Source organism: Propionicimonas paludicola, from assembly GCF_002563675.1.
Classification (GTDB): domain Bacteria; phylum Actinomycetota; class Actinomycetes; order Propionibacteriales; family Propionibacteriaceae; genus Propionicimonas; species Propionicimonas paludicola.
In genome coordinates, this window is the sequence record NZ_PDJC01000001.1 from 581271 (window position 1) to 606255 (window position 24985).

The window sequence follows — 24985 nt, forward strand, 5'->3', positions numbered from 1 at the left end:
GGGGTGCTGTTCGTGAACGCGACGAGGACAGCCAGGGACCAACCCAAGGCAACGGCAAGTACTCGTGACGGCTTCACAAGGGCTTTCGTACCTATCGTGGCCGGGATCGGCAACCCCCACCCTGCGGTGTTACTTGAGAGTTTGAATTCTTGAGTAGCGGCTGACTAGGGGTTTTGATGATTTCCCCAGGAAGTCTCGGCTGAGGTGGCCGTTGAGGGTTGAGAGCCGGCTGTGAGGCTAGGGGCAGGCCGGATCTCGGGCGGATCGACCGCCCCGGAGTGCGCGGGTGGCGTACCGAAATCCCGCTTCGCGCCTGGCGTAGCCTTGGCGATGGCCCACAATGGGTGAAACTGCAGCCGGAACCCATCAGGGGCGCTGGCGTGGAAGGAGCAAGCCTGATGCCGAGTCTTGGCGGTTGGGAATGGGTCGTCCTTGCTGTGGTTGCGCTGGTGCTGTTCGGTGGCACCAAGCTGTCGACCTTCGGCAAGAACGCGGGGAAGGCGATCCGCGAGTTCAAGGAAGAGTCGGGCGTGGGCGACAAGCAGCTCCCGAAGCCGGCCGACGAAACCAAGCCCGACGACTCCACGCCTGCCTGAGGCTCCTTCCGCAGCATCGACGGCCGGTTCGGCCGGCTGTCGTGGGCTTGCACGTCCATCAGTGAGGATCAACGATGACCATCCAGTTCCCTGACCACTTTTTCTTCGGAACGGCAACCGCTGCCTACCAGATTGAGGGCGCGGCCGACCTCGACGGTCGCAAGGAATCGATCTGGGACGTGTTCAGCCGGGTTCCGGGCGCCGTGGCCAACGGTGACAACGGGGACGTGGCCTGCGACCACTACCACCGCTACCGCGAGGACGTCGCGCTGATGGCGGACTTGGGGATGTCCACCTACCGATTCTCGGTTTCCTGGCCTCGGGTGATGGACGGCGACCGGATCAACCCGGCCGGCATGGACTTCTACTCCCGACTGGTCGACGAGCTGCTGGAGAAGGGCATCGACCCGTGGCTGACCCTCTATCACTGGGATCTGCCGGCCGACCTGCCGGGCGGGTGGACGAACCGCGACACCGCCAAGAAGTTCGTCGACTACAGCCTGGCCGTCCACGACCGGCTCGGTGATCGGGTCCGGACCTGGACCACCCTCAACGAGCCGTGGTGCTCGGCCTTCCTCGGCTACGGCAGCGGTGAGCACGCCCCCGGCCACAAGGATCCTGTGGAGGCATTCCAGGCCGCGCATCATCTGCTGCTGGCTCACGGCTGGACGATCCAGGCGCTCCGCCAGGCTGATCCGGAGGCCAGTCTCGGAATCACGCTGAACTTCTCCCCGGCGCTTCCGGCCACCGACGATCCGGCTGATCGGGACGTCACCCGGCGGATCGACCAGACCTTCTTCCGCATCTTCACCGAGCCGATCTTCCACGGCGCCTACCCGTCCGATCTGCTGGAGGACGCCAAGGCGTACTGGCCGGCGGACCTGGTGCAGGACGGCGACCTGGCGGCGATCAGCGCACCCATCGACGTCCTCGGGGTCAACTACTACTCGACGAGCGTGTTCCGGGCCGGTGAGCCGTCCTGGGGCGGGCCGCATCTGCTGGCGCCGGACGCCGCCTACGTCTCCCGCGGGCTCCCGGTCACCGACATGGGCTGGGATATCGACCCGGGCGGACTGCGGGACCTGCTGGTCCAGTTGCAGGAGGAGTACGTGGGCCCGGCCGGAGCGGCCCTGGTGATCACCGAAAACGGCAGCGCCTGGGCCGAGGAGCCCGACGCCGACGGCTTCGTTGACGACACCGACACCCGACTGGCCTACCTGCGCGATCACCTGATCGCCTGCCGGGAGGCGATCGACGCCGGGGTGAACTTGCGCGGCTACCTGACCTGGTCGCTGATCGACAACTTCGAGTGGTCCTTCGGCTACGCCAAGAAGTTCGGCATCGTGGCCATGGACGCCGACCTCAACCGGGTGCCCAAGGCCAGTGCGCTGTGGTACTCGCAGGTGGCCCGGACGCATCAGTTCGGCTGATCGAGCGCAGTCTCCACCACTGGTTGAGAAAATCGTGGTGGCTGATACGGCCGTGAAATAGCCCATTTCTGGCCGATTTGTCCCCCCATCGGGTGACCGTTCGGGTGTCCACTTGGACCAATTTTGGCCGTGAAATGCCCCTCATCCGGGGGGCACAAGGTGTTACCCGCTTGGGGACTCCAGACAATCGGCTGAGCGTGGAGTAGCGTTTTCCCCAAGAGATCTCATAGCTGGCCGCGCTCAGCGATGACTCTCGGCCCCCCCGGCCACACCGATTCCCGCCCCCCGGGATCAGGAGGAGTTTGACATGACGGTAGTTTCGCGTCGGGTAATTGCCCGGCGGCACCCCATCGGATGGACTGTCGTAGCAGGCCTGGCCCTGCTGGCCACTGCGGCTGCGTTGGTAGTCGTGAACTGGCCCACCGCGGTCCACGAAGTCTCGTTCGCCTTCTCGTTCGCGATTGGCGCCTAAACCCGTAGCGGCTTGGACGGCCGCGCGATCACCCCAGCTTCGGAATCCCCTATCCCGGCGCCCCCCAACGGCGTTCGAAGCCTCAGTCGATCGGGTCGGCCTCCAAGTCGAGCGCGGGTAGCCCGTGCACCGGGTAGCTCACCGGACGTGCCGGAACCCCGGCCACGGTGGTGAACGCCTCGACGTCCTCCAGGACCACTGAGCCTGCGCCGATCTTGGCGCCCTCGCCCACGCGGATGTTGCCGAGCACCTTTGCGCCGGCACCGATCATGACGCCCTTGCCGATCTTGGGGTGGCGGTCGCCGCCGATCTTTCCGGTGCCACCCAGGGTCACTTCGTGCAGCATCGAGAAGTCGTCCTCCACCACCGCCGTCTCGCCGATCACGATCGAGGTGGCGTGGTCGAACATGATGCCCTTGCCGATCCGCGCGCCGGGGTGGATGTCGACGGCGAACACCTCCGAGATCCGGCTCTGCAGATAGCGGGCCAGGGTCGGGTGCTGGTTCGTCCAGTAGAAGTGGGCGACTCGGTAGGCCTGCAGGGCGTGGAATCCCTTGAAGTAGAGCAGTGGCGCGGAGTAGCCGCGGGAAGCCGGATCCCGGCTCAGCACCGCCCGGAGATCTTCGCGGAAGGCCACCCCGATCGACGGGTCGGAGTCGAAGGCCTCCCGAATGAACTCGCGCAGGCTCAACGCCGTGATGTTCGGGCTGCCGAGCTTCTCGGCCAGGATGAAGCTGAGCGCATCCTCCAGGCGCTGGTGGGAGAGCACTGTGGCGTGGAAGAAGCTGGCCAGCGCGGGCTCATTGGCGGCGTCGGCCTCGACCTCGGTGCGGATCCGGTTCCAGATCTCGTCGCGGCTGGTGGTCATGAATGCGTCCTCTGCGGTGATTCGGCGGTGCCCGCCAAGCGGGGAGTGATCGTCGAGTGTGGTGTTCTTCGGTTGGTGCTGGCGGTCGGGGTGACCGGCATGGACGGGCCCGGGTACTGCGAGGTCAGCCGCAACAACAACACCGCAGCGCGCGCACCGATTCCGCGATTGCCGAAACTCGGGGGCAGCTGTGCATAGCTCAAGGCTACCAGCACCGAATCGCGCGCGGCCGAGTGGTCGCGGGTCAGCGCAGCTCCCGACCGATCGCGGCCAGCTGGTCCAAGGCGAGCCGGACCGCGGCCCGCTCGACCCGGTCGGGGCGGGCAATCGCGACGATCTGACGGGTGGACCGCACCTCGGCCAACGGGATGGTGACCACGCCATGCCGCGGGCGGGTGGAGAACCGGGGCAGTAGCCCGCAGCCGATCCCCTTGGCCACCAGGGCCTCCACCAGTCGGTTGTCCCGGACCCGCTGCACCACGTTGAGGCTGCGCCCGCAGCGGTTCTCGATCGCGATCCGCACTGTGTCGAACGGGAAACCGATCGGCACTCCGATCCAGTCCTGGTCGGCCAGATCGGACGGGGTGAGCTGGCGTCGACCGGCCAGCCGGTGGCCGATGGGCACGGCCACGTCCAGCGGCTCGGTGGCCAAGGTGACCACCAGCCGGTCGCCGGCCCCGGACGGGATCGCGGCCAGGCTGTGGGCGATCACCAGGTCGTAGTCGGCGGTGAGACCGGCGAAGTCCGCCTCGGCGATGTCCTCGTCGGCCAGGTTGATGCGGACCTGGGTCTGGGCCAGTCGTCCGATCAGCTCAGGGACCAGGAGCTCGGTGGCACTGGGCAGTCCGCAGATCCGGACGGTGCCCTGCGCCTCTCCGCGGAGTTCGTCCAGCTGTGCCTGCAGCATGGCCAAGGTGATCGCCACCTGCTGGGCGCCGTCGGCGAGGAGCCGGCCGGCCTCGGTGAGCCGCAGGCGGCGCCCGTCCGGCTCGACCAGGCGCAGCCCGAAGGCGCGCTCCGCGGTGCGCAACTGCTGGCTGACCGCAGAAGGGGAGCGGAAGCCGGCTGCGGCCACAGCGGTGATGGTGCCGCGGTCCCGCAGCTCGCGGAGCAACTCCAGATGCTGCAAGTCCATGAAGGAAGACTAAAGCATTAGCTCGAGATTCCGCGATGGACCTTCAACATCATTGCGGCAAGGATGGGGACATGCCCGTTCGCCACCGCCTGATCGCCATTGCCGTTGCCGTGATCTGGGGAGTGAACTTCCTGGCTATCCACGCCTCGCTGGGCAGCTTCCCGCCCTTCCTTCTGGTCGCCATCCGGTTCACCTTGTTGGCCATCCCCACCCTGCTGCTGGTCCCCCGACCGCAGGTCCCGCTGCGCTGGCTGATCGGCTACGGCTTGGGCTTCGGGGTGATCCAGTTCACCTTCCTGTATGCCGGAATGGCCGCGGGACTGCCGACCGGGCTGGCATCGCTGGTGTTACAGGCGTCCGGGCCGATCACCCTTGTGCTCGGCGCGATCCTGCTGTCGGAGAAGGTGACCGCCATGCAATGGCTGGGGATCGCGGTGGCGGTGACCGGAATGGCTCTGGTCGGCTGGTCCCGAGCCCAGGCGGCCAGTCTGCTTCCCTTCCTGCTGGTGTTGATCGGGGCGCTGGGCTGGGCGTTCGGCAACCTGTCCTCGCGACTGGCCAAGCCGCCCAACCCCCTGCATCTGACCATGTGGATGTCGGTGGTGGTACCGCTGCCGATGCTCGCGCTGTCGCTGATCTTCGAAGGTCCCGCGCAGATCGGGGCTGCCTTGGCCGGTTCGCTGAGTATGGCCGCGGTGCCGGCCTGGGTGGGACTGGCCTACACCTGCTTGATCGGAACGGTGGTCGGTTCGGGGCTGTGGACCTGGCTGATGGCCCGGCATCCGGCCGGAGTGGTGGCCCCGTTCTCGATGCTGGTGCCGGTGGTCGGCATCCTCACCGCAGCGCTCGTGCTGGGCGAGTGGCCGAACTGGCTGGAGTTGCTGGGTGGACTGATCGTGGTCGGCGGGGTGCTGATCGGCGCCGTTCGGCGTCCGGTGGTGGTGGCCGCCACCGAGCCGGCCCTGCCTCAGGCCTCCGGGGTCTGATCCGGCGGCTGGTCCTCGGTCTCCCGCAGTTCGGCTTCACGCCGGCGCAGGTCGGCCTCCCACTGGTTGAGCAGCCGCTCATGGTCGGCCTGCGGCTTGAGCTTGGCCAGGAAGTCGGGATCGTCGTCGGGGGCCCGCGGCGGACGTGGTGCGGCGGTGGGAGCCTTCGGTGGCGTGCCGACGATCGGACGTCCGCCGAACAGCCAGGCGATCGGCCCGGCCAAGGGCACCAGCAGGATCAGCAGCAGCCAGACCCACTTGGGCAGGTTGCGGACCCGGGCATCGGGCGATTGGGCGCAGTCCACCAAGCTGAACACCAGCAGTAGTAGCGCGGCAATCACCGGTAGCACGCGAAGCATCGAACCTCCTTGGCCTGTCTCCAAAGATAGGCCATCGGCGAAGCGGTCGACTCAGGCGGCCAGGGCCCGTGACCGCAGTTGCCCGGCGAACGCCTGAGCGAGCAGGCGCCCGTTGCGGGACAGGTCGGTGTCCATTCGGTGCAGTGAGCGGCGCATCTCGCGTCCGTCGCCGCCGTCGAGCTCGGTCCAGCGACCCATCAGCTCCGGCGATGCCTCCGGATGGAACTGGACGCCCAGTGCCGAACCGACCCGGAACGCCTGGTTCGGGTACAACTCACTGCTGGCCAGGGTGGTCGATCCCGGCGGCAGGACGGTCACGGCGTCGTCGTGCGACTCCAGTAGCAGGGAACTGCCGTGGTCGGCCAGCCTCCCCAGTACGGGGTCCTCGGCTGCGCCGGGGTGCCAGGAGACCTCGTAGGCGCCGTGTTCGCCACCGGCCGGATCGGACACTGTCACCTGGCCGCCGAAGGCCTCGGCCAGCAGCTGGTGGCCCAGGCAGATGCCCAGCACCGGCACGTCGGCTTCGACCAGTTGGACCAGCAGCTTCTTCAGCGGATCGATCCAGGAGAACGTGGCGCCGTCATGGGCGCTCATCGTGCCGCCGAGCAGCAGCACGCCGTCGCCGATCTCGGCCAGGCTCGGTACGTCCACCTTCCACAGCGGGACGCCGCGGACCATGATCCGGTTGATTCCCAGCCAATGGCCGAATCGATCCAGAGGGACGTGCGGGTCGGGCTGGATGATGGTGGCGCGGACCGGAGTTGCCATGCAGGCAGGGTAGTCCGGTGATCTGACGGCTGTGTTACGAACGCGAAAGAGGCTGATCGAGGGGTAAACCGACGGTCGGAGGGTCGACCCGGGGGCTGACCATCAGGGCGAGCAGGAGGCCGATCAGCACCACCAGCATCGAGTGCTGGGCACCCAGGGCTGCGGCGATGAAGCCGACCATCGGAGCGGCCACCAGCGCGGCGATCGAACCCATGGAGGCGACCACCGAGACGCGGCCGGCAGCGAGGCTGGGCTCGTCGGACGCGGCCGCCACGGCGATCGGGAAGCAGAGCGCGGCCCCCAGGCCCCACAGGGCGGTGCCGACCACGGCCAGCCCGGCCGAACTGGCCAGGCCGAACAGGGCCAGTCCGACCACCGAGGCGATCAGCGAGAGCTGGAGGGTGCGGGCGCGTCCGAGCCAGTCGATCAGCCGCGAGCCGAAGACCCGCAGCAGGGTCATGGCGCCGATGAACACGCCCAGGGCCAGGCCGGCGATGGCCTCCGGTTCGGCGAAGTCCTGCACGAACGAGACGGTCAGCCAGTTGTTGGCGACGCCTTCGCTGAAGGCGGCCACGAAGGCGACCAGGGCGATCTGCATCGTCCGCCTCTCGGTCCACGCCGAGAGCTCGGCGCGCAGTTTGACGTGCCAGCGGCCGTCGGTGTGGGCGGCCAGGCTCCGTCCGGGCAGGACCAAGCCTGTGCGCAGGGCGGCCAGTCGCAAGCCGCCGGAGAGCACGGCGATGGCGATGAACTGGGTGCCGACCGGAATGCTCAGCGACGAGGCTCCGGCCCCGATCAGCGAGCCCAGCACGGCGCCGATCGAAAAACCGGCATGGAAGTGCGGAATCACCGTCCGACCCAGAGCCTGCTCGATCCGGGTCGACTCCAGGTTCACCGACACGTTCAGCAGGGCACCGCCGATGCCGCTGATGATGATTCCGGCCGTGAACACCCAGACCGAGGCCAGCGCCGGGCCAACGCCCATCAGGGCGATGCCGAGGGCATTGATCACGGTGCCGAAGGCGAACAGTCGGACGGTCCCGAAGCGGTTCAGCAGGCCGCCGGAGGCGACCACGGTGACCACCGAGCCGACCGAGCCGACCAGCAGCACGGCGCCGAACTGCGGTGCGGTCAGACCCAGGGCACTCATCACCGAGGGGATCCGGGCCATCCACGAGAACGCCACGATCCCGGTGATGGCGAAGGCGGCGATCAGCAGCAGCCGGGCGCGCTGTGGCGTCGTGGTGGCGGCTGGCCGAAGCACTGCGAACTCCGTCCTGGGAGGAGTGGACCCTCAGGTCACGGGAATGGCGAGGTTCGGCCAGTGCAGAGCGGACGCGGCTTCGCCGATCGTCCATTCGACTCCGGCTCGAACGACGTTGTCAAACCATCCCGCCGCGATGCGAGCGGAGTACGATTGAGATATAGTTTAGTTCTCAACTACATCACGGAGCATGATGATCGACACCGGCAATCAGCCCACCGCCGAGGGCATTTTCACCGACCGCCACACCGCCTACAGCTTCACCGCTGAACCGGTCACCGACGCCGAGTTGGCTCATCTGTACGAGCTGGCCAAGTTCGCGCCCACCGCCATGAACAGCCAGCCGTTGCGGATCACTTTCGTCCGCACCGAGGCCGGCAAACAGCGTCTGCTCCCGCTCCTGGCTGAGGGTAACCGGGCCAAGGCCGAGTCGGCCCCGGTGATCGCGATTCTGGCTGCCGACACCGACTTCCACGAGCACCTGCCCGTGCTGCTGCCGCAGAACCCGAGCGCCAAGGACGGCCTGGCGGCCAACGACGAGCGCCGCGCACAGATGGCGCTGAACAACGCCTGGCTGCAGTCGGGCGCCTTCATCCTGGCGGTCCGCGCGGTCGGCCTGGACGCCGGCCCGATGGGTGGCATCGATGCGGCCGGGATCGATCAGGAGTTCTTCGCCGGAACCTCGCTGAAGACCATCCTGGTGGTCAACATCGGCCACGTGGCCGACGGCGGCAGCTTCCCGCGCAACCCGCGGCTGAGCTTCGGTGATGCGGTGTCGCTGGCCTGAACTTCGGTCCGGTGCTCTGGGCGCCGCAGGCACGGCACACTGGGGACGTGGATCTGGTCATCGAGTTCTGGCGTCGGCTGACCCAGCTCGGACCGCGCCTCCCGCTGGAGTGGGCGCTCGGCTGTGGGCTGGTGGCGCTTGCCCTGGTCCTGGTCGCCTGGCCGGCCGTCCGTCTGCTGGCCACCATCAGTCACGAGGCGGGCCACGCGTTGGTTGCGCGGCTCTGCGGACGCCGGCTGTCCGGCATCCGGGTGCACTCCGATACCTCCGGGCTTACGGTGACGCGCGGACGTCCGGGCGGCCCGGGAATGGTGGCCACCCTGTTGGCCGGTTACGCCGCACCCGGGCTGGTCGGCCTGGGCCTGGCCTGGCTGGTCAGCATCGGGCATGCCGCCGCGGCGCTGTGGCTGACCGTGCTCGGACTGGCCGCAGTCCTGGTCTGGACCCGCAACCTGTACGGCTTGTTCGTGGTGGCCCTGCTCGGTGCCGGGATCGCGGCGGCCTCCTGGTATGCCCAGCCGCTGCTGCTCGGGGTGCTCGCCAGCCTGCTGGCCTGGCTGCTGTTGTGGTCCGGGCCGCGTCCGGTGATCGAACTGATCGGCCACCGCGGCGCCGGCTCGGACGCCGCGCAGCTGGCTGCGATCACCAGGGTGCCCGGCTTGGTCTGGTGCCTGGGCTGGCTGGGCGTCACGGTGGCCGCGCTGCTCGGCGGTGCGGTCCTACTACTCCCTGATCTGGCCGGACTGCTGCGCTGAGCCTCAGCGCTGCCGGGCCACCAGGCTCAAGAACACATCCTCGATGCTGGCCTCGGTGGCGCTGACCGTTGCCGGAAGGCCGGCCGTGGCCAGCCGGGCTTGCAGCTGCGCTGCTTGCAACGTCGAGGTGGCCGGCACCACCGCCCGCAACGAGGCGCCGGCCAGATAGGCCTCACTGATCCCGTCGGCCTGCTCCAGCCAGGACAATGCGGCCTCGTTGTCCGCGGTCGAGATGGCCAGGATCCGCTGGTCGAAGTACGTCGAGCGGATCTCGGAGGGGCTGCCGGACGCGATGATGCGCCCCCGGTAGATGAAGGCCAGCCGATTGCAGTGCGCGGCTTCGTCCATGTAGTGCGTGGTGACGAACAGGGTCACTCCTCGTCCGGCCAGCTCGTAGAGCAGATCCCAGAACTGACGCCGGGCGACCGGATCGACCCCGGAGGTCGGCTCGTCCAGGAACAGCAACTCCGGCTCGTGGATAGTGGCCGCACCCAAGGCCAGCCGCTGCCGCCACCCAACCGACAGGTTCCGGGTGAGCTCGTGCTCGCGTCCGTTCAAGTCGGCCATCTCCAAGATGTACTCCCGCTGCCGGGCGAACTGCTCATCGGTCAGGTCGTAGACCCCGGCGTAGAACTTGAGGTTCTCGGCCACCGTCATGTCCTCGAACAGCGAGAACTTCTGGCTCATGTACCCGATCCGGCGCTGCACCCGGTCCGGGTGCCGGATCACGTCCTCGCCGAGCACGCGCGCCCGTCCGGCCTTGGGCCGCAGGTTCCCGGTCAGCATCCGGATCGTGGTGGTCTTCCCCGAGCCGTTCGGGCCGAGGAAGCCGAACACCTGGCCGCGCGGGACGTCCAGGTCGATCCCGTCCACGGCGGTGAAGTCACCGAAGGTCTTGGTCAGCCCGTGCACCGAGATGGCCAGCTCGCTCTCGGTGGCCGTGGTCGGTGCCTCCCGGCGAAAGCGGGAGGTCAGCCCGCCGCGTTCGGTCCGCTCTTCGTTGCTCATCGGCCCTCCTCAGTCCGAGATCCGACGACGGGTGGCCACGACGGCCGCGGTGAAGATCACCACGGCGAAGCCGGCCAGTACGACCAGTGGCACGGTCAGGGCGGCGAAGTCGCTGCCCTTGACGAAGGAGTTGCGCAGCACGATCAGCGCCCAGGTCATCGGGATCAGCTTGGTGAACGGCTGGATCAGGTCCGGCATCGACTCGATCGGGAAGATGAAGCCGGACAGGATCATGGTGGGGATCATCAAGAAGGCCATGGCCTGCTGGGCCTGCTGCCGGGTCCGGGAGACCAGCGAGACGAACAGGCCCATCCCGATGTTGGTCAGCATGAACAGGGCCAGGCCGGTGAGCACGACCCAGACATTGCCGCTGAACGGCACTCGGAACCAGAGCATCCCCACCACGGCGACCACCAGCATCTGGGCGGTGGCCAGCACGGCATAGGGGGTGACCTTGCCGATCAGGTACTCCTCGGCCTTGATCGGGGTGACGAACATCTGCTCCAAGGTGCCCGACTCGCGCTCCTTCACCACGGCCTGGGACAGGATGGCCATCAGCGAGATCATCATGATCACGGCAATCAGCCCGGGGATCATGGTGTTCACCGGATCCATGGTCGGGTTGAACATCACCCGGATCCGGGCGTCCACGCCCGGTGGGCTGAGGCTGACCCCGGCCGCGTCCCGCAGTTCGGCGTTGAAGCCGGCGATGATCTGGGACGCATAGCCCGAGCCGACCGCGGAGATCTGCGAGTCCGAGCCGTCCACCACGATGCCGACCGGCGCCGTCTGGCCGGTGATCAGTCGGTCCTCGGTGCCCTCCGGGATCACGATGGCCACCGTCACCGTGCCGCGATCCAGCAGCGGACGCAGTTCGTTCTCGCTGGCCGGGTGGGAGACGATCCGGAAGTAGCCCGAGCCGGTGAAGGCCGCCTCCAACTTCTGGGAGGTGGCGCTGTGGTCCAGATCCACCACGGCGGTCGACAGGTTGCGGATGTCGACGGCCACCACATAGCCGAACAGGATCAGCTGGAGCACCGGCATCAGCATCAGCAGCCGGATCAGCATCGGGTCGCGGCGCAGCTGGAGGAACTCCTTCCAGATCAACAGTCGAATGCGCTTGCCGCTCATCGCCGGGCCCTCCGTCCGTGCAGGGCGCTGGAGACCAGGATCATCACGGTGGCGTAGCCGGCCAGGGCCAACAGCTCGGGCCAGACCTCGGCGAAGCCGCCACCCTTGAGGAAGACCACTCGGGAGATGGTGACCATGTAGCGAGCCGGGAAGGCGTAGCTCAGCCACTGCAGGACAACCGGGATCTGATCCAGGGCGAAGGCCAGCCCGGACAGCAGGAAGGACGGCAGGAAGGCGATCAACAGGGCCAGGATGTTGGCGGTGTCGGTGGTCGGGGCGATCGCCGAGACCAGTAGGCCGAGGCCGAGGGCGGCGAAGACGAATAGCGCTGAGCCGACCGCCAGAGCCCCGATATCGCCGCGCAACGGGACGTCGAAGAGCCATTGCCCCAGGCAGATGATCACCGCCACGTCCAGGAAGGCGATCGCCGTCCAGGGCAGCAGCTTGGCGACCATCAGCTCGACTTTGCGCAGCGGGCTGACGTCGAGCTGCTCCTCGGTGCCCAAGTCCCGCTCGCGGACCAGGGTGACCGCGGTCTGCTGGACGGTGACGATCGCGATGATCACCACCATCAGGCCCGGGATCAGGAAGTCCGAGGATCGCCGTTCCGGGTTGTACCAGGTGCGCACTCGCGGCTCGAGGCCGCCCAGGCTGGACAGATCCAGCCCCTGTGCTTGTGCCCACTGGCGGGTCAGCTGCTGGTTGTAGAGCTGGTTGGCCGCGACCGTGTAGGCCTGCGAGATCCGCGCCGAGGTTGGCTCACTGCCGTCCACCAGGACCGCCACCTGGCCGGTGCCGCCGCTGGCAAGTTGCCGGCCGAAGCCGGCCTCGATCACGATCGCCAGGTGGGCCTGGTTCAGGTCGAAGGCCTGATCCACGGCGTCCATGGTGTCGGCTTCGGACACCACAGTGAAGAAGGTGGAGCCTTCGTACAAGCGCAGATAGTCACGAGACTGGGTGGTGCGATCCAGGTCGACCACAATGGTCGGGACGTGATCGACATCGAAGCTGATGGCGTAGGCGAACAGCAGCAACTGGATCACCGGAGTGATCACCACGGCCAGCAGTGCTCGCGGATCCCGGCCGAGATGCCGAAACTCCTTGATCACGATGGCCGCGATCCGGTCCAGGGACGCTCTCATGCCGCACCAGCGCTCTGGGACGAGTGGGCCGACGACTCGGCCAGGAAGGCGAAGGCGCTCTCCATGTCCATGGCGGCCGGCCGGACCGTGGCCCCGGGCACTCCGGCCCTGGCCAGCGCCGGGATCAGCAGCGCGGCCGGATCGTCCGGCTGCTGCCACAGCACCCGAACCACATCGCCGAACAGATGCGGGGACGCGGCCTCGGGCAGTGTGCGGAGGGCGGCCAGAGCGGCCCGCGGATCGGCGGCGATCACTTCCAGCAGCCGGCCCGGCACCAGTGCCTTGATCTGGGCCGGAGTGCCCTGATTCTGGATTCGGCCGCGGTCGATGAAGGCGATCTGGGTGCAGCGTTCGGCCTCGTCCATATAGGGGGTGGCCACGATCACCGTGGTGCCGTCCTGATGCAGGCCGGCCAGGATCCGCCAGAACTCGCGCCGGGAGACCGGGTCGACGCCGGTGGTGGGCTCATCCAGCAGCAGGAGCTCGGGGGAGTGCATCAAGGTGGTGGCCAGCATCAGCTTCTGCTTCATTCCTCCGGACAGGTGCTGCGCCTGGCGATCGGCGAACTCGGCCAGGCCCATGCTCTCCAGCAGGGACGCGGCCCGGCGGTGGCGCTCGCTGCGGCCGACGCCACGGACCCGGGCGAAGAACTCCAGATTCTCGGCGATCGAGAGGTCGGGGTACAGCGAGAACCTCTGTGACATGTAACCGATGAGTGGCGTGACCGCGTCCCGCTCGGTGATCACGGAGCGTCCGAAGACCTCCGCCGATCCGGTGTCGGGCAGCAGAACCGTGGCCAGCATCCGGATCAGGGTCGACTTGCCGGCCCCGTCCGGCCCGAGCAGGCCGAACACCGCGCCGCGGGGGACGTCCAGATCCAGCTCGGCGACGGCCACGGTGTCACCGAAGCTGCGGCCCAGGCCGGAGGCCCGGACAGCCAGAGGAGGGCTGGTCGGAGTGGTCATGTTCAGTCGAGGCTGACGTCCACCGGCATGCCGGCCTTCAGGCCACCGGACGGGTCGCTGACCTTCACCCGCACCTCGTAGACCAGCTTCACCCGCTGCTCGGCGGTCTGGACGGTGTTCGGGGTGAACTCAGCCTCACTGGCCACATAGCTCACTGTTCCGGTGAACCGGGTGCTGAGGGAGTCGGTGCTGACCGTGGCCGGCGCTGCGACCTTCACCTGACCGATCCGGGTCTCCGGCACGAACACTCGGACGAACAGATCGGTCGGATCGGCGATGGTGAGCAGAGTCTTGCCGGGGGCGGCGTTCTGGCCGGTGTTCGCGGTCACCGAGATCACCACGCCACTGCGCGGAGCGGCGATCTTGGTGTAGCCCAGCTGAACGTCGGCCAGTTTGACGGCAGCCTCGGCCTGGCTGAGCCGCGCCTTCGCTGCGGTGATGTCGGCCTTGGTGGAGTCGTCGTCGTTCTTGGCATTGGTCAGCGCGGCCTTGGCGGCCACCACTCCCTGTTGGGCCTGCTGCTTCTGCAGGGTGAACGCGGCAGCGTCCAGCTCGACCAGGGGCTGGCCCTTGGTCACCTGGTCACCCTCGCTGACCTTGACCGCGGTGATCCGCCCGGCCAGCGCTGAGCCGACCTGGTACTGGTTGCTCTCCACGGCGCCGGTGAAGTCCAGTCCGGTCGTGGACGGGTTCGGCTGGGTGGAACTCCACCACCACCAGCCGCCGGCTCCGGCCAGCAGGGCGACCACCAGGATGATCACCGGGATCGGGGGGTGCTTGCGCGCTTTGGCCATTGTGGTCACCTGTCCATCTCGAGAGTTGCTGCCGGGTGGCAGCCATGGATGCTGAGTTCGACGGGGCTGCCGGCCGGCAGCTGGTCGGTGGCGGTGAACTCCACCTGGACGGCTCTGGTCAGGTGGATCTCATCGGTGCCGGTGCTGGACGGCGGGTAGTCCGCACTGGGGGCGATCCGGGTCAGGGTGGCGGCGATCGTGGTGTCGCCGGCCAACCAGTCGGCATGGACGTCCGCCGCATCGCCGAGGCAGACCGTGGCCAGCTGGGACGGCGACAGCCAGGCGGTCACGGTGCTCGGCCGGTCTGGACGAATGGCGACCGCATCGGCGCCAGCGGCCAGCTGCTCACCGGGCTGCGCCACCCAGACCACGACCCCTGCGCGCGGCGCGACCAGTTCGGCCAGATCGAGTTGCACCGAGGTCAGGTCTACCGGGACCTTCATGGTGTCGGCACCGATCCGAGCCAGTCCGAGCAGATCGCACAGGCTGGCTCGGCCGTCGGTGAGCTTGGCCCGGGCATTGTCGAGTCGGGTTCGTCCGGCGCGGGCCTTCTTCAGCCCGGCGGCCAGCTTCGGCAGGGCGGCGTCGATCTTCTTCAGGCCGGCCTTCAGTTGGCTGCGGGCCGCGGTCAGTTGCTGCTGCTTGGCGATCAGCTCGGGTGGCACCGGCATCCCCGGCGGGAGCGCAGCGATGGCCTGCTGCACCGCAGCCAGTCCGTCCTCGACCTGGCTGAGCTTGTGGCGCAGCGTGGGACGCGTCTTGAGCAGCTTGCTGCGGGTGGACTCCAGCTGGCTGATCGCATCACTCACCTTGGCGCGGGCATCGGCCAGGTCGTGTTGGGCGTCGTAGGTGCTGTCGATGGCTGCCTGGAGCACCCCGATCTGGGCCGACGCCACGGCGGCGTCCGCCTTCGCCGAGGTGAGCTGGGCGGCCAAGGCCGCGGTATCCACCGAGCCCAACGGCTGGCCGGTACGGACGTGGTCACCGACGGCCACCTTCAGCTCGTCCAGAGTGGCCGTGGTGCCCAGGCTGTAGCGCGCGGCCACCCCGCTGGTGGTCTGGGCCTGGCGTCCGCTCACCGGGTCGATCGGACCGGACGCGCGGGTGAAGCCGGCATCCAGGTTCACCGCGGGCATGGCCAGGGCCGGCATGGCGACGACGTCTTGCTCGTCGGTGACGTTGCCGATCACGCGCAGCTCGGGGCTGCTGCCGCAACCGCTCAGTGCCACGGTGGCGGCCAGCGCGAGGACGAGAGTGGGCTGGTGCATCAGGCCTCCACCAGCGTCAGGAAGGCGTCGACCATCTTCTCCAGTTGGCGCACGCTGGGTGGGTTGGCCGGTTCGGCGCTGAGGAACCCGTCCAGAGCGATGTAGGTCATCAGCGGGCCGACGAACATCCGGGCGGCCAGGTCGGGATCGGACAGTCGGATCAGACCCTGCCCAGCAGCCCGGATCAGGATGGCCTGGACCTGAGCCAACAGCTGGCCCGGCAGGGCGTCCCGGAAGACCTTGCGCAGCTCGAGCACTCGGAACACCTCGCCCAGCACCAGGCGGACCAGGGCGATGGCCTCCGGTTCGAGCAGGTTGCGGGTGATCTGCACCGAGAAGCCGACCAGGAGTCGCCGCAAGTCGTCCCGGCTGTTGAGGGCGACCGGTTCGCCGCTGGGCAGGCTGATCTCGCTGATTCCGCCGTACAGCACTGCAGCCAGCAGTTCGATCTTGGTGGGGAAGTAGGTGTACAGGGTCTGCTTGCTCACCCCGGCCTCGGCCACGATGGCGTCGATCGAGGTGCCGGCGAAGCCGTTGGCCAGGAACATCCGATGCGCCGCATCGATGATCTGCGCCCGCTTCGCCCGCTGTCGTTCACTGAGGCCCTCAGTCACGAATCAAACTGTACCGTACAGTTTGATTCGTGCAAGGGGTGCGCCACGAGAGCCGTCCCGACGCCCAAGTAGGCTGTGCGGCATGACCAAATCGGTGGCAGAGCTGGCCAGGCGCCGTAATGGCCTGCCGGGCACGACTGCCGCACCGACCGGTCCGCTCTGGCAGCGCGTCCTGCGCTCGGGCTGGACCTGGCTCCTGCTCGGCGCCACCGCGGTCTTCGTGGCCGCCCTGGCCGCCCAATGGCAGCTCCTCACTGCGGACATTCCGGTCGAGGGTGGCGTCATCGAGGGAGTGAATGCTTCTGCCATCCGCACCTCTGCCTGGCTGGCCTTGCCCACTCTTGCGGTCTGGACGGTGTTGTTCCTGCTCGCTGATCGCTACCGCCCACAGCGGTTCGCCATCTGGTACCTGGCCCTGGGCTGGGGGGCGGCGATCGCCACCTTCCTCTCGATCTACGCCAACACCTGGGCCGGCCAGCACCTGTCGATCGCCGGCGATGGGGATCCGGCCAGCTCGGCGCGGGCGGCGATCTTCGTGGCGCCCTTCGTCGAGGAAGCGGCCAAGGCCACGGTGCTCTTCGGGATCGCCATCCTGGCCCGCTACCGGCTCACCTCGAAGGTCTCCACGATCGTCCTGGCTGGCCTGTCGGCGGCTGGCTTCGCCTTCACCGAGAACATCATTTACTACTCGCGAGTGATCGTGTTCTCCTCACAGAACATCGGGGTCGGTGACGCGGACGCCGCGTTGTCCCAGATCGTGCTGCTCCGCGGTGTGCTCACCGCCTTCGGGCACCCGCTGTTCACCATGATGACCGGGATCGGCCTGGCCGTCGCCCTGCGCACGCGCAGCAAGGTGGTCCGGGTGCTGGCCCCGCTGGCCGGCTACCTGGCCGCAGCCGGGTTGCACATGCTGTTCAACTCACAGGCCACCCTCGCCGACGGACGCACCCAGATGGTCCTCTACTTCGTGATCGCATTGCCGATGGTGCTGGGCGCCCTGGTCTACGTGATCCGGCAGATCCTGGCCGAGGGCCGGCGGATCCGAACCCGGCTCGGCGACTACGTCCAACTCGGCTGGCTGCCGGCCGCCGACCAGCTGGTCAACGCCAAGCTGCGCACCCGGGCCTGGGCGCTGCTGATCGGGATCACCCACGGGCCCAGGGTCTGGTGGGCCACGGTCCGGCTGCAGCGGACGCTGACCGAGCTGGCCTACCTGCGTGACGGTCAGGTGCGCGGCCTCTACGACCAGGCCGCCACTGTGCGGGCCCGGGAGCTGATCGAACTGGCCCACCAGTTGCGTCCGGTGGCGATCGCCGATCCGCGTGGGCGCCGGCTGAACCTGCCTCGGCTGCGCCGACGGCAGCCGAGCGCCTACCAGCCACCGAACTACCCCGGTCCGGCCGGCCTTGGCGGGAACTGGCCAGCGCCGGGCCAGTCGTCGCAGCTAGGATCACCTGGGTATTCGGCCGTGGATCCCCGCTGGGGACCGCCGAAAGGCTAGGAGGAACCGATGAGCGTGGAGAGCCTCTCGGCTGCGCTCGTCAGGTTGCGGGAAGCCTTGGGTGCGGTCCGGCTGCCGCTGGATCTCCCGGACGCGCAGGCCGTGCTGAGCCGGGCCCGGGAACAGGCTGCTCAACTCGACGATTACGTGCTGCCCCGACTTGGACGACTGGACGCCCCGCTGCTGGCCGTGGTCGGCGGCTCCACCGGAGCCGGCAAGTCGACCCTGGTCAACTCGTTGATCGGACGTCCAGTGACCGCAGCCGGAGTGATCCGTCCGACCACCCGGGCCGCCGTCTTGGTGCATCATCCCGACGATGCCGCCTGGTTCACCTCGTCCCAGGTGCTGCCCGGGCTGGCCCGCAGCGACGGGCCGACGCAGGACGTCCGCGCGCTGCAACTGGTGGCTGAGCCCAGCCTGCCTCGCGGGCTGGCCGTGCTGGATGCTCCCGACCTGGACTCGGTGGTCGCCGAGAACCGGGCGCTGGCCGGACAGTTGCTGGCTGCCGCCGACCTGTGGCTGTTCGTCACCTCGGCGGCCCGCTACGCCGATGCCGTGCCCTGGGACTACCTGCGCTCGGCCGCCGAGCGCAAGGCCGTGGTCGCGGTGGTCCTGGACCGGCTGCCACCAGCAGCCGTGGACGATATCCCGGCCCACCTGGGCCAGATGATGAGCCAGCGCGGGCTGGCCGAGTCGCCGCTGTTCGCGGTGCCCGAGACCGAGGTGGACGCCGACGGGCTGCTGCCGGCCGCTGCGGTGGCGCCGATTCGCTCCTGGCTGGCCGAACTGGCCCACAGTGCTGTGCGCCGCAATGAGGTGGTCGTGCAGACCCTGGACGGTGCGATCACCGCGCTGGCTGCGGCGGCCCCGCAGGTGGCCGAGGCCGTTGAGGCCCAGCAGGATGCCGTGGCCACGCTGCGTGGCGATGTGGAGTCGATCTTCGCCATGGCTGCCGAGTCGATCTCGGCCCAGACCGCGGACGGAACCATGCTGCGCGGTGAGGTGCTGGCCCGCTGGCAGGACTTCGTCGGGACCGGTGAGTTCTTCCGTGCGGTCGAGCAGAAGATCGGCCGGATGCGAGACCGGCTGACCGCCGCCGTGAAGGGCGAGCCTCGCCAGGCCGCCCAACTGAAGATCGCCGTGGAGTCCGGGCTGGAGATCCTGCTGCGCGAAGAGGGCGAGGCTGCCGTCCGCCGCGTCGTTGCCAGCTGGCAGGCCCACCCGGCCGGACGCCGGCTGTTGGCCGAGCATGAGGAGTTGGGGCGCACGCTGCCCGAGTTCGGCCCGGCCGCGGCTCAGGCCGTCCGCGACTGGCAGGGCGATGTGCTCACTTTGGTGACCAGCGAGGGCCAGCAGAAGAAGGCGAAGGCGCGCTACCTGGCGCTCGGCCTGAACGGCATCGGGGTGGCCCTGATGATCGTGGTCTTCTCTCAGACCGGCGGCCTGATCGGCGCCGAGGTGGGCATCGCCGGCGGCACCGCGGTGCTGGCCCAGCGGTTGTTGGAAGCGGTCTTCGGGGAGGACGCCGTCCGACGCCTGGCCCGGCAGGCCAAGCAGCAGTTGGACGCCCGCACCGCCCAGGTGCTGGCACCGGAGTCGGCGCGGTTCCAGGCTGTCCTCGATCAGATCGAAGTGCGTCCGGGCCAGGCGGAGGAGTTGCGGGCCGCCGTGGCCGAACTGGATCGGGCCCGTGCCGAGGCCGACCGCTTCACCAGCGCTCCGGTGCCGAAGGCCCCGGCCATTCCGGTGCCCACCGAGCTGGCCGCGTTGGCTGCGGAAGTGACGCGTCGTCCGCAGCCGCAGCCGGCTGAGCGGGACGAGGAGTCGACGCCGGTCGAAGAGGTGGAGCACTCGTGAGTGAAGACCGACTGAACCGTCGGATCGAGGCGTTGCGTACGGCCACCGAGTTGGCTGCCGGGCGCAGCGACGAGGCCGTGCTGACCGCGGCCGGTCAGGTGATCGAGCGGGCCGGGACCCGGGTCGCGCTGAGCGGCTCACACACGGTGATCGCGATCGCCGGATCAACCGGCTCGGGCAAGTCGAGCCTGTTCAACGCCATCAGCGGCACCGAACTGGCCGAAGTGGCGCTGCGCCGTCCGACCACCTCGAAGGCCATGGCGGCCAGCTGGGGGACCAAGCTGCCCCACGAGTTGCTCGACTGGCTGGACATCACCCGACGGCATCTGATCGCCGCCGAGCCCGGGGAGCTGTCCGATCTGGTCCTGCTGGACCTGCCCGACCACGACTCGGCCGACCTCGGCCACCGGCTCAATGTGGACCGGCTGATCGAGCTGGTGGACGCCATGATCTGGGTGGTCGATCCGCAGAAGTATGCCGATGCGGCTCTGCACGATGGCTACCTGCGGCGGCTGGCCAGCCATGCCGAGGTGATGCTGGTCGTGCTCAACCAGGTGGATCTGCTGCCACCGGACCAGCTGGACAACTGTGTGGCCGACCTACGTCGGCTGTTGGACGAGGAGGGCCTGCGGGCCACCCCGCTGATCGCGGTGTCGGCGGCCACCGGACGCGGCGTCCGGCAGTTGCGGGACTCGCTGGCCCAGACCGTGGCGAACAAGCAGGCCATGACCCGGCGGCTGGCCGCCGACGTCACCGTCTCCGCCGAGGCCCTGACCCGCGATCTCGGCCCCGAGGCGCCGGCCCGGGTGAACCCGAGCCTGGTGCGGCAGGTGGACTCGGCGCTCGCGGAAGCTGCGGGGGTGTCCCTGGTCGTCGAGGCGACCCGGACGTCCTGGCGCCGGCGCGGCGCGATCGCCACCGGTTGGCCCCTGGTCAGCTGGATCGGACGGATCAAGCCCGACCCGCTCAAGCGGTTCCGGCTCGAGCTGGCACCGGCCGAGCCGCAGCCCACCGAGGTGAACCGGACGTCGCTGCCGCCGGCCACGGCCGTCCAGAAGGCGCTGGTGGACAAGGGAATGCGGCTGCTGGTCGACCATGCCCGCACCGGGCTTCCGGCCGGCTGGGCGCGGGCAGTCGAGGCCGCCGCGCACGCCAACGACGCGATCCTGGCCGACCGGTTGGACAAGGCCGTGGCCGAGGTCAGCCTGGACCGGCGCCGGTGGGCCTGGTGGTGGCCGCTGATCGGGCTGCTCCAGTGGGTGCTGATCATCGCGGCCGTGGCCGGGGCGCTGTTCCTCTTCGCCGGCTCCACGCTGACGTCATGGGGCGTTCCGCCGCTGCCCGCACTGACCTGGTACGGCTACCCGTTGGGCTTCTGGCTGCTGGCCGGGGGAGTCGGCGGTGGCCTGGTGCTGGCCGGAGTGTCCCGGCTGCTGGTCTGGGCCGGTGCGGCCCGGCGCGCGGCCAAGGCCCGGCGCGAGCTGTCCGCCGCGGTGACGACCGTGGTCGCCGAGCTGGTGATCACACCGCTGCAGGCCGAGCTGGACCGCTACCACGAGGTACGTCGGCAGCTGCGGACCGCGGCATCGTCCTGATCCTGCGCTGCGTGCGGGATCCACAGCCGGTTCGGCTCGTCCACAGGCAGCCCAGTTCGCTGACCGTGAGGAGCTCTCACCCCCCACTGTGAAGGGCATCCGAGGAAGGGATCGACATGGATGCCATGGTCTGGATGACCGGTTACGTCGGCGGTGACGTGGAGTTCCGCACCGTGAAAGAGGAGTACACCTTCGCGAGCTTCCGGCTCGCCTGCACCCCGCGGCAATGGCGGGGCGGGGAGTGGGTGGACGCGGAGACCACCTGGATCGTGGTCAGCTGCAGCCGCGGGCTGGCCGAGAACGTCCGCTCCAGCATCGGCAAGGGTGACCCGGTGGTGGTGGCCGGCAAGCTGCGCACCGACCGCTGGACCGACGGCCAGGGTGGATCGCACGAGCGCCTGGTGATCGAGGCGCTCAGCGTCGGCCACGACCTGAGCCGGGGGACGTCGGTGTTCCGTCGGGCCAGTCGGGCCACTCCGGAGGCCGAGCCGGTCGCCGAGGTGACCGAGGTGACGGAGTCGGCTGCCTGAGACCGCGGGACGGCGTTGACTGCCTGGGTCCGGGGGACGGCGTTGGCCGCCTGAGTCCGGGGCGGGAGCCGGCGGCCTGAGCTCGCGGGACAGCGTCGGCCCGCCCCCGCGGCGCACCCGCTCTTGGAGCGAACCTCGTGCTGTGGGGCGGGAGCGCCTCGGGCGTGAGGCTGGTTCGACCGAGCCCCGGGCTGGGCCGAGCAGCTGAGTTGTGTGGCGGGCGGGCTGGCTCCTGTGGCGGGTTCGACTGGGGCGTGGGGCGGGTTCGACTGGGGCGTGGGGCGGGTTCGACTGGGGCGTGGGGCGGGTTCGACTGGGGCGTGGGGCTGGATCGGTTGGGCCGTGGGCTGGGTCCGCGAGCCGGGTTGACCAGCTGGGTCGCGATGTCGGGCTCGTGGGGTCGGGATCGCTTGGCCGTGAGGCGGGCCAACAGGGCCATGAGGCGGGTTCGACTGGGGCGTGGGGCTGGGTCGACTGGCTTGTGGGGCGAGGTTGGCGGGTTCCTGAGGCAGGGACGGCAGACCTCGAGTGGCTCCGAGTCGGCGGCCGAGGCCCGCCGCCGGGGTCGTACGACTGCGCTTCGCGTACAGCGCGTTGCCGCGTCGTAGGGCACCCGGTGTGCTTCCATCGAGGTGGATCGTCGCGGGAAGCCGACGCATCCGACTCCAGGAAGTCACACCGCCGCAGCTCCTGAGAGGGTAACTTCGCCGAAGCCCGGCACCTGACCGACTGAAGCCGCCACTGCTCCTTACCCCGAGGAGTTGTCTGATGTCTGTCTTGCTGGATGAGTCGGCTCCGGGCCTGGCCCGGCAGGGCGCTCGGGCTGGCCAGGGTTGGAGCCCGGTCGCCCGTCGTTCCATGGCGAGCCGCGTGACAGCTGATCCTCGGCCGATGTCGGTGGTGCTGCCACGACCGGGGGCGCCCCGGAGGGCCGTCATTCCGGCCGTGCCCCTAGGCGCGGTCGCTTCAGGTTCCGATCAGCCGAGCAGGTGGCGGTGGTGGTCGCCGGCCCTCGTGCTGGTCGCGGTGCTGGTTGCCGGCGGGCTCAACTCGTCCGCGATCGGATCCGGGCAGCGTCCGGGCTGGCCGGGGGTGATCGCCTCGGTGCTCTTCGTGGTGTCGTGGGTGGGCTACCTGGCTGCGGCCGGACGCCCGCAGCGGCTGGCCACGCTGCGACGCCTGAACGCCTGTTGGGCGGCGATCATCGCCGGCAGCGCCTTGACCGCCTCGCTGGTCGGCCTGCCGCTGACCGGCCAGAACGCGGCCGAAGGTGCGTTCGCCATTACTTCACTGCTCTTGGCCGCACCGGTCTACGGCCTGACCGGCCTGGTGGGCGGTGAGCACTTCCCGCTGGGCATGTCCGGCTTGGCGGTCGCCTGTTACCTCGGACTACTCGCCTTCGCGATCGCCCGACTGCGCGCTCCGCGCGCGAAACTCGCGGCTAGCCGCGGGTGAGCTTGCGGTGCGCGGTGCGGTGCGGACGCGCCGCGTCCACTCCGAGCCGCGCGACCTTGTTCTCCTCGTAGTCGGCGTAGTTGCCCTCGAACCAGAACCAGACCGCGTCGTCGGCGTCGGTGCCCTCCCAGGCCAGGATGTGAGTTGCCACCCGGTCCAGGAACCAGCGGTCGTGGGAGATCACCACGGCACAGCCCGGGTACTCCAGCAGCGCATCTTCCAGTGACTGCAGGGTCTCCACGTCCAGGTCGTTGGTCGGCTCGTCCAGCAGCAGCACATTGCCGCCCTGCTTCAGGGTGAGGGCCAGGTTCAGCCGGTTCCGCTCACCACCGGACAGCACGCCGGCCAGCTTCTGCTGGTCGGGGCCCTTGAAGCCGAAGGAGGCCACATAGGCCCGGGACGGCATCTCGAAGCTGGCCACCTTGATGTGGTCCAGGCCGTCGGAGACGACCTCCCAGACGTTCTTGTTCGGGTCGATCCCGGAGCGTCCCTGGTCGACATAGGAGAACTTGACGGTGCCGCCGACCTTCAGGCTGCCCGAGTCAGGCTGCTCCTGGCCGACGATCATCTTGAACAGCGTGGTCTTGCCCACACCGTTGGGGCCGATGATGCCGACGATGCCGGCCCGCGGCAGAGTGAAGCTGAGGTTCTCGATCAGCACCCGGTCGCCGAAGCCCTTGGTCAGCTTGTTGGCCTCCATCACGTCCGAGCCCAGGCGCGGGCCCGGCGGGATGTTGATCTCGGCGAGATCGACTGCGCGGTTCCGCTCGGCCTCGGCTGCGAGCTCCTCGTAGCGGGCCAGGCGGGCCTTGTTCTTGGCCTGGCGGGCCTTCGGGTTGGCCCGCACCCACTCCAGTTCCTTCTCCAGGATCTTGGCGCGCTTGGCGTCCTTCTTGCCCTCGATCTGCAGCCGGGACCGCTTGGTCTCCAGGTAGGTGGAGTAGTTGCCCTCGTAGGGGTGCAGCTGGCCGCGGTCGATCTCGCAGATCCACTCCGCGACGTTGTCCAGGAAGTAGCGGTCGTGGGTGACCGCCAGGACGGCGCCCGGGTAGCTCTTCAGGTGACCCTCCAGCCAGCTGACGCTCTCGGCGTCCAGGTGGTTGGTGGGCTCGTCCAGCAGCAGCAGGTCGGGCTGGGCCAACAGCAGCTTGCACAGCGCCACCCGGCGCCGCTCGCCACCGGAGAGCACATCGACGATGGCATCCGACGGCGGGCACTGCAGGGCGTCCATGGCCTGCTCGAGCTGGGAGTCCAGGTCCCAGGCGTTGCGGTGGTCGATCTCGGTCTGCAGCTTGTCCATCTCGGCCAGCAGCGCGTCGAAGTCGGCGTCCGGCTCGCCCATGGCCAGGGAGACCTCGTTGTAGCGGTCGAGCAGCGCCTTGGTGTCGGCCACGCCCTCGTAGATGTTCTCCAGGACGGTCTTGCCCTCGGTCAGCGGTGGTTCCTGCAGCAGGATGCCGACCGTCTTGTCCTTGGCCAGCATGGCATCACCGTTGTCGGCCTTGAGCATGCCGGCCATCAGCTTCAGCATTGTCGACTTGCCGGCACCGTTGGGGCCGACCACGCCGATCTTGGCGCCCTCGAAGAAGGAGAGGGTGACGTTGTCCAGCACCAGCTTCTCGCCCAGCTTCTTGCGGACGTTGTGCATGGTGAACACGAACTCAGGCATGTGATGATTCCTCGCTAGTTGGGCGGCGTCCAGTAT

23 protein-coding genes are annotated in these 24985 nt (G+C 68.8%); 10 read left to right on the forward strand and 13 right to left on the reverse strand.

Annotated elements, in window-relative coordinates; translation table 11 throughout:
- Positions 1-398 precede the first annotated feature (398 nt).
- Both tatA and ATK74_RS02645 read left to right on the forward strand, forming a co-directional pair.
- Positions 399-596 carry a twin-arginine translocase TatA/TatE family subunit gene (gene tatA / locus ATK74_RS02640; protein WP_098459588.1) on the forward strand — a complete coding sequence of 66 codons (198 nt, stop codon included), beginning with the start codon at positions 399-401 and terminating at the stop codon, positions 594-596.
- A 74-nt stretch (positions 597-670) separates the two neighbouring features.
- Positions 671-2026 (forward strand): GH1 family beta-glucosidase, encoded by a 1356-nt coding sequence (locus ATK74_RS02645; protein WP_098459589.1) that lies wholly within the window; start codon positions 671-673, stop codon positions 2024-2026.
- A 554-nt stretch (positions 2027-2580) separates the two neighbouring features.
- On the opposite strand, the gene cysE is transcribed toward ATK74_RS02645, so the two are convergent.
- Entirely contained in the window at positions 2581-3366 is a 786-nt protein-coding gene (gene cysE / locus ATK74_RS02650; RefSeq protein WP_098459590.1) for a serine O-acetyltransferase, read from the reverse strand.
- A gap of 244 nt (positions 3367-3610) precedes the next feature.
- Positions 3611-4501, reverse strand: a complete 891-nt coding sequence (locus ATK74_RS02655) for a LysR family transcriptional regulator (RefSeq protein ID WP_098459591.1) — start codon at positions 4499-4501, stop codon at positions 3611-3613.
- Between the two features lie 71 nt (positions 4502-4572).
- Here ATK74_RS02655 and ATK74_RS02660 point away from each other — a divergent pair, with 71 nt between their 5' ends.
- The gene (locus ATK74_RS02660; protein ID WP_098459592.1) at positions 4573-5487 is read left to right on the forward strand and encodes an EamA family transporter; all 915 of its coding nucleotides are present in this window, start codon (positions 4573-4575) and stop codon (positions 5485-5487) included.
- Here ATK74_RS02660 and ATK74_RS02665 read toward each other — a convergent pair.
- From ATK74_RS02665 to ATK74_RS02675, 3 genes are read right to left on the reverse strand one after another with little or no spacing between them, the layout of a single operon-like run.
- A complete protein-coding gene (locus ATK74_RS02665; RefSeq protein WP_098459593.1) occupies positions 5469-5846 on the reverse strand; it encodes a PLDc N-terminal domain-containing protein in 378 nt (125 codons plus the stop codon). The genes ATK74_RS02660 and ATK74_RS02665 overlap by 19 nt on opposite strands.
- Before the next feature lie 51 nt (positions 5847-5897).
- The gene (locus ATK74_RS02670; protein WP_098459594.1) at positions 5898-6614 is read right to left on the reverse strand and encodes a type 1 glutamine amidotransferase; all 717 of its coding nucleotides are present in this window, start codon (positions 6612-6614) and stop codon (positions 5898-5900) included.
- A gap of 34 nt (positions 6615-6648) precedes the next feature.
- On the reverse strand, positions 6649-7878 hold the full coding sequence (locus tag ATK74_RS02675) for an MFS transporter (protein ID WP_098459595.1): 1230 nt from the start codon (positions 7876-7878) through the stop codon (positions 6649-6651).
- Between the two features lie 190 nt (positions 7879-8068).
- Between ATK74_RS02675 and ATK74_RS02680 the strand changes: the two genes are divergently transcribed.
- Both ATK74_RS02680 and ATK74_RS02685 read left to right on the forward strand, forming a co-directional pair.
- On the forward strand, positions 8069-8665 hold the full coding sequence (locus ATK74_RS02680) for a malonic semialdehyde reductase (RefSeq protein WP_098459596.1): 597 nt from the start codon (positions 8069-8071) through the stop codon (positions 8663-8665).
- A 47-nt stretch (positions 8666-8712) separates the two neighbouring features.
- Positions 8713-9420 (forward strand): M50 family metallopeptidase, encoded by a 708-nt coding sequence (locus tag ATK74_RS02685; protein WP_245840632.1) that lies wholly within the window; start codon positions 8713-8715, stop codon positions 9418-9420.
- A 3-nt stretch (positions 9421-9423) separates the two neighbouring features.
- Here the strand turns inward: ATK74_RS02685 and ATK74_RS02690 are convergent, their stop codons facing one another.
- Genes ATK74_RS02690 through ATK74_RS02720 form a run of 7 tightly spaced genes read right to left on the reverse strand, consistent with a single transcriptional unit; the run spans position 9424 to position 16342 of the window.
- Positions 9424-10428, reverse strand: coding sequence for an ABC transporter ATP-binding protein (locus tag ATK74_RS02690; RefSeq protein ID WP_098459597.1), 1005 nt, complete (start codon positions 10426-10428; stop codon positions 9424-9426).
- 9 nt (positions 10429-10437) lie between these two features.
- Entirely contained in the window at positions 10438-11559 is a 1122-nt protein-coding gene (locus tag ATK74_RS02695) for an ABC transporter permease (RefSeq protein WP_098459598.1), read from the reverse strand.
- Positions 11556-12701 (reverse strand): ABC transporter permease, encoded by a 1146-nt coding sequence (locus ATK74_RS02700; RefSeq protein ID WP_098459599.1) that lies wholly within the window; start codon positions 12699-12701, stop codon positions 11556-11558. Before ATK74_RS02700 ends, ATK74_RS02695 begins: the two co-directional genes overlap by 4 nt.
- Positions 12698-13666: an ABC transporter ATP-binding protein gene (locus ATK74_RS02705; protein ID WP_098459600.1), complete on the reverse strand. Its 969-nt coding sequence runs from the start codon at positions 13664-13666 to the stop codon at positions 12698-12700. The genes ATK74_RS02700 and ATK74_RS02705 overlap by 4 nt, the downstream gene beginning before the upstream one ends.
- Before the next feature lie 2 nt (positions 13667-13668).
- Positions 13669-14460 carry an HlyD family secretion protein gene (locus tag ATK74_RS02710; protein WP_098459601.1) on the reverse strand — a complete coding sequence of 264 codons (792 nt, stop codon included), beginning with the start codon at positions 14458-14460 and terminating at the stop codon, positions 13669-13671.
- Positions 14461-14465: 5 nt separating this feature from the next.
- Positions 14466-15728 carry an HlyD family secretion protein gene (locus ATK74_RS02715; protein ID WP_098459602.1) on the reverse strand — a complete coding sequence of 421 codons (1263 nt, stop codon included), beginning with the start codon at positions 15726-15728 and terminating at the stop codon, positions 14466-14468.
- Entirely contained in the window at positions 15728-16342 is a 615-nt protein-coding gene (locus tag ATK74_RS02720; RefSeq protein WP_169923702.1) for a TetR/AcrR family transcriptional regulator, read from the reverse strand. Before ATK74_RS02720 ends, ATK74_RS02715 begins: the two co-directional genes overlap by 1 nt.
- 82 nt (positions 16343-16424) lie before the next feature.
- Between ATK74_RS02720 and ATK74_RS02725 the strand changes: the two genes are divergently transcribed.
- The 5 genes from ATK74_RS02725 (at position 16425) to ATK74_RS02745 (ending at position 23280) form a co-directional block, all read left to right on the forward strand.
- Entirely contained in the window at positions 16425-17843 is a 1419-nt protein-coding gene (locus ATK74_RS02725; RefSeq protein ID WP_169923703.1) for a PrsW family intramembrane metalloprotease, read from the forward strand.
- Positions 17844-17852: 9 nt separating this feature from the next.
- Positions 17853-19700 carry a GTPase family protein gene (locus ATK74_RS02730; protein ID WP_098459605.1) on the forward strand — a complete coding sequence of 616 codons (1848 nt, stop codon included), beginning with the start codon at positions 17853-17855 and terminating at the stop codon, positions 19698-19700.
- Positions 19697-21295 carry a YfjP family GTPase gene (locus ATK74_RS02735; RefSeq protein WP_098459606.1) on the forward strand — a complete coding sequence of 533 codons (1599 nt, stop codon included), beginning with the start codon at positions 19697-19699 and terminating at the stop codon, positions 21293-21295. Before ATK74_RS02730 ends, ATK74_RS02735 begins: the two co-directional genes overlap by 4 nt.
- Positions 21296-21411: 116 nt before the next feature.
- Complete coding sequence (locus tag ATK74_RS02740) at positions 21412-21825, forward strand: single-stranded DNA-binding protein (protein ID WP_098459607.1); 414 nt, start codon at positions 21412-21414, stop codon at positions 21823-21825.
- Positions 21826-22839: 1014 nt separating this feature from the next.
- Positions 22840-23280 carry a hypothetical protein gene (locus ATK74_RS02745; protein ID WP_098459608.1) on the forward strand — a complete coding sequence of 147 codons (441 nt, stop codon included), beginning with the start codon at positions 22840-22842 and terminating at the stop codon, positions 23278-23280.
- Here ATK74_RS02745 and ettA read toward each other — a convergent pair.
- Positions 23267-24949: an energy-dependent translational throttle protein EttA gene (ettA, locus tag ATK74_RS02750; RefSeq protein WP_098459609.1), complete on the reverse strand. Its 1683-nt coding sequence runs from the start codon at positions 24947-24949 to the stop codon at positions 23267-23269. The two genes, ATK74_RS02745 and ettA, sit on opposite strands and share 14 nt — an antisense overlap.
- Positions 24950-24985 lie beyond the last annotated feature (36 nt).

Excerpts from the sequence above, each read along its gene's own strand:
- tatA (WP_098459588.1), top strand. The coding sequence starts at position 399 with ATGCCGAGTCTTGGCGGTTGGGAATGGGTCGTCCTTGCTGTGGTTGCG.
- ATK74_RS02645 (WP_098459589.1), top strand. The coding sequence starts at position 671 with ATGACCATCCAGTTCCCTGACCACTTTTTCTTCGGAACGGCAACCGCT.
- cysE (WP_098459590.1), bottom strand. The coding sequence starts at position 3,366 with ATGACCACCAGCCGCGACGAGATCTGGAACCGGATCCGCACCGAGGTC.
- ATK74_RS02655 (WP_098459591.1), bottom strand. The coding sequence starts at position 4,501 with ATGGACTTGCAGCATCTGGAGTTGCTCCGCGAGCTGCGGGACCGCGGC.
- ATK74_RS02660 (WP_098459592.1), top strand. The coding sequence starts at position 4,573 with ATGCCCGTTCGCCACCGCCTGATCGCCATTGCCGTTGCCGTGATCTGG.
- ATK74_RS02665 (WP_098459593.1), bottom strand. The coding sequence starts at position 5,846 with ATGCTTCGCGTGCTACCGGTGATTGCCGCGCTACTACTGCTGGTGTTC.
- ATK74_RS02670 (WP_098459594.1), bottom strand. The coding sequence starts at position 6,614 with ATGGCAACTCCGGTCCGCGCCACCATCATCCAGCCCGACCCGCACGTC.
- ATK74_RS02680 (WP_098459596.1), top strand. The coding sequence starts at position 8,069 with ATGATGATCGACACCGGCAATCAGCCCACCGCCGAGGGCATTTTCACC.
- ATK74_RS02690 (WP_098459597.1), bottom strand. The coding sequence starts at position 10,428 with ATGAGCAACGAAGAGCGGACCGAACGCGGCGGGCTGACCTCCCGCTTT.
- ATK74_RS02695 (WP_098459598.1), bottom strand. The coding sequence starts at position 11,559 with ATGAGCGGCAAGCGCATTCGACTGTTGATCTGGAAGGAGTTCCTCCAG.
- ATK74_RS02700 (WP_098459599.1), bottom strand. The coding sequence starts at position 12,701 with ATGAGAGCGTCCCTGGACCGGATCGCGGCCATCGTGATCAAGGAGTTT.
- ATK74_RS02705 (WP_098459600.1), bottom strand. The coding sequence starts at position 13,666 with ATGACCACTCCGACCAGCCCTCCTCTGGCTGTCCGGGCCTCCGGCCTG.
- ATK74_RS02710 (WP_098459601.1), bottom strand. The coding sequence starts at position 14,460 with ATGGCCAAAGCGCGCAAGCACCCCCCGATCCCGGTGATCATCCTGGTG.
- ATK74_RS02715 (WP_098459602.1), bottom strand. The coding sequence starts at position 15,728 with ATGCACCAGCCCACTCTCGTCCTCGCGCTGGCCGCCACCGTGGCACTG.
- ATK74_RS02725 (WP_169923703.1), top strand. The coding sequence starts at position 16,425 with ATGACCAAATCGGTGGCAGAGCTGGCCAGGCGCCGTAATGGCCTGCCG.
- ATK74_RS02730 (WP_098459605.1), top strand. The coding sequence starts at position 17,853 with ATGAGCGTGGAGAGCCTCTCGGCTGCGCTCGTCAGGTTGCGGGAAGCC.
- ATK74_RS02740 (WP_098459607.1), top strand. The coding sequence starts at position 21,412 with ATGGATGCCATGGTCTGGATGACCGGTTACGTCGGCGGTGACGTGGAG.
- ettA (WP_098459609.1), bottom strand. The coding sequence starts at position 24,949 with ATGCCTGAGTTCGTGTTCACCATGCACAACGTCCGCAAGAAGCTGGGC.